Consider the following 2,734-nt stretch of genomic DNA (forward strand, 5'->3'; position numbering starts at 1 on the left):
ATATGAAGCAATTCCTATTCTGATGTTTTTCCACTTATCAGTTTACTAGGAATTGCTTTTTTTTGCATTGGAAATTACAAAAAAGTTGCATGGAGCGCAAGCTTTCCACACAACTTATTATAGAACCATAAAAAGAGGGAGATAAAAAATCCCCTCTTTTTTGTTGCAAAAAGAGGGGAGTCTGGCTTGAAAAGAAATCTGTTTTCAAAATTGAATCGTGGAAATGTCTGAAAGATGAATAGGATGCCTGTGTCGGTAGGCTTACAGAATGAATGAGAGGTTAGAGTATTCCTAGCTCAATTGCTCTTAAGACGGAGGCTAAGCTAGACTGGGTCTCTAGTTTTTCTTGAATGTTGGCTAAGTGATTGTTTACAGTTCTTCGACTGATTGCTAGTTCTTCGGCAATTTCTTCCTGTTTATAGTACAGTCGTAAGAGTTGAAGGATATGGATTTCTCTCTGTGTTAAGCTTTGGTAGTTAGATACTTCTGGTCTTGGGAAATAGGTATTCCCCTTTAGGATTTGTTGAACACCTTGAGTGATTGTAGTCATAGGTAAATCCTGATGAAGATACCCACTAGCTTGGCAGCTTTGACTCAGCTGGAAATAATATTCTCGATAATGAGTGGAAAAGAGAAGGATTGGCTGCTTTGGACAAAGCTGTTTAATCTTTTGACAGGCATTGAAGGCTCGTCGTTCAGGTCTGGTGATCTCAAGAATAATGAGTTCAGGTTTTGAGAGGATAATGTGGTCCAGGTATTTATCATTCCAGTCATTTAATTGAACCGTGAAGTTTGCCTCTTTATAAATGTTGATGAGTGCATGGGCCAAGAATTCAAGGCGTCCTATAAAGAGTACAGTCATCATATCCCCCTCTCAACGTACTATATTTACAGTAGTATATCACAAGGTTTAGGTAATCAACAGTTTATTTGTAAAATAATTCAGAATTTTGCACAAATTACTCATGACGGAAATAGTAGTATTTGATACACTTAACTTTATATATCTCAGTCAGTCTAATTTCATTGAAGATATACTAAAATGAAACAAAATCCGTACATTTATGATAGAATATCTTTATGGCTTATTCAATAGATTTCCGTAAAAAAGTTCTCAGCTATTGTGACAAAACAGGTAATATTTCTAAAGCCGCTGAGATTTTCCAAATTTCGCGCAACACCATTTATGAATGGATAAAACTCCAAAAGAAAACAGGCGATCTCCACCATCAGGTGAAAGGGACGAAACCAAGAAAAGTTGATAGAGATAAACTAAGAGCCTATCTTGACGCTCATCCTGATGCCTATTTGACTGAAATAGCTTCTGAATTTGATTGTCATCCAACAGCTATTCATTACGCTCTTAAAGCTATGGGATATACTCGAAAAAAAAGAGTTGTACTTACTATGAACAAGACCCTGAAAAAGTAGCACTGTTCCTTAAAGAATTTACTAATTTATACTCATTCGATTTCAAAATCTGAACAAATCCATTTTCTATAGACGATACTTTTTAGAATATCTCTACTTAAAGCTTGGATCACTTCTTGAAGCTTATCAATGACTGATTCCAATGTTTGAAAAGTTCTATTTTTGAAGCCACGTTTACGGATTTCTGCCCAAACTTGTTCTATTGGATTCATCTCAGGAGTATAAGGAGGTATGAATGTAAATTCAATATTCTCAGGTATTTCAAGGGTCTGAGATTTATGCCAAATGGCATTATCCATAACTAAAATCAAGTAGTCATTGGGATAAGCTTCTGATAATTGACATAGAAACTCATTCATCCAAGCGCTATTGCACCCTCCAGCAATTATGAAAAAGGACTCTCCTGAATGGGCATCCACAGCACCATAGCAATAACGAAATTCTCGGATATGGTGACTAGAGACAGTCGGACGATGTCCACTAGGACTCCAACAAGAGCCCAATTTACTAATTCTCCCAAAACCAGCTTCATCTTGGTACATTAAGCGAGTCTTAGTGTAAGGAGTTTTATCTAGAAAACGCTTACTCGATTTTTTCTGGAATAAAGATTTTATTTTTTGACCCTAAAATCGTTTTAGGGTCTGCTTTTTTGGGATGTTCAGGACGAGGAGAAACTTTTCTCCATCCATTACGCTTTAGCAGTCGATAAAAACCATCTTTGGTGGTTTTACGACCGATCTGCTCTTGGTAAGCTTCATAGAGAGAGTCGATTGTTATAAACTCACCTTTTACAGCAGAAGATAGTTGTTGACTTAAAAAGTCCTGTTCTTCATCAACCGTCATATAAGCATGCCGGCGACCTCCTCGAGCATCAGAAACAAGGGCCTGTAAACCATCTTCTAGATATTTCTTAGTTAGTCTCCAAATAGTATCATGAGAAAAATCAAGTATCTCCATAATAGTCTTATAGGGAGTATTAGTCGCTCTAAGATAAACTGCTTGAATTCGTTTGTGGTAGGAGGATAAATCTTTAGTTTTTAGGGCAGTTTTTAGTTCGTTAATCATTTCATCTGTAAATTTCATAACTCTATTATACATCAGATTTTGATTTCCTTTGAGTATTAAAACATCTGACTCCTGTTTATATTGATGAGACAGGATTTGAAACATATTTTTATCGAGAATATGGTCGTTCCATGAAAGGTCAGTTGATAGAAGGTAAGGTTTCTGGAAGAAGATATCAACGAATATCTTTAGTTGCAGGTCTCACAAATGGTGAGATTATAGCTCCGATGACATATGA

General features: G+C 36.2%; 2 protein-coding genes and 2 pseudogenes. 2 read left to right on the forward strand and 2 right to left on the reverse strand.

Going from position 1 to position 2,734, the window contains the following annotated elements:
• Window positions 1–280 precede the first annotated feature (280 nt).
• The gene (locus E4T71_RS08340; RefSeq protein ID WP_167758505.1) at window positions 281–862 is read right to left on the reverse strand and encodes a response regulator transcription factor; all 582 of its coding nucleotides are present in this window, start codon (window positions 860–862) and stop codon (window positions 281–283) included.
• Between the two features lie 218 nt (window positions 863–1,080).
• On the opposite strand from E4T71_RS08340, the pseudogene E4T71_RS08345 reads away from it, so the two are divergent.
• Window positions 1,081–1,448 (forward strand): annotated as a pseudogene (locus E4T71_RS08345) (IS630 transposase-related protein); the annotation flags it as partial.
• A 15-nt stretch (window positions 1,449–1,463) separates the two neighbouring features.
• Here the strand turns inward: E4T71_RS08345 and E4T71_RS08350 are convergent.
• A protein-coding gene (locus E4T71_RS08350; RefSeq protein WP_228062397.1) for an IS630 family transposase occupies window positions 1,464–2,514 on the reverse strand; the annotation gives its coding sequence in 2 pieces (ribosomal slippage) (window positions 1,464–2,030 and window positions 2,032–2,514; 1,050 coding nt in all).
• A gap of 44 nt (window positions 2,515–2,558) precedes the next feature.
• Between E4T71_RS08350 and E4T71_RS08355 the strand changes: the two are divergent.
• Window positions 2,559–2,734, forward strand: a pseudogene (locus tag E4T71_RS08355) (IS630 family transposase); the annotation flags it as partial.

Origin of the sequence: Streptococcus sp. WM07, from assembly GCF_004570525.1 — a bacterium.
Taxonomy (GTDB): domain Bacteria; phylum Bacillota; class Bacilli; order Lactobacillales; family Streptococcaceae; genus Streptococcus.

What these genes read in the sequence shown, in the direction of transcription:
- E4T71_RS08340 (WP_167758505.1), bottom strand. Translation starts at nt 862, where the DNA reads ATGACTGTACTCTTTATAGGACGCCTTGAATTCTTGGCCCATGCACTC.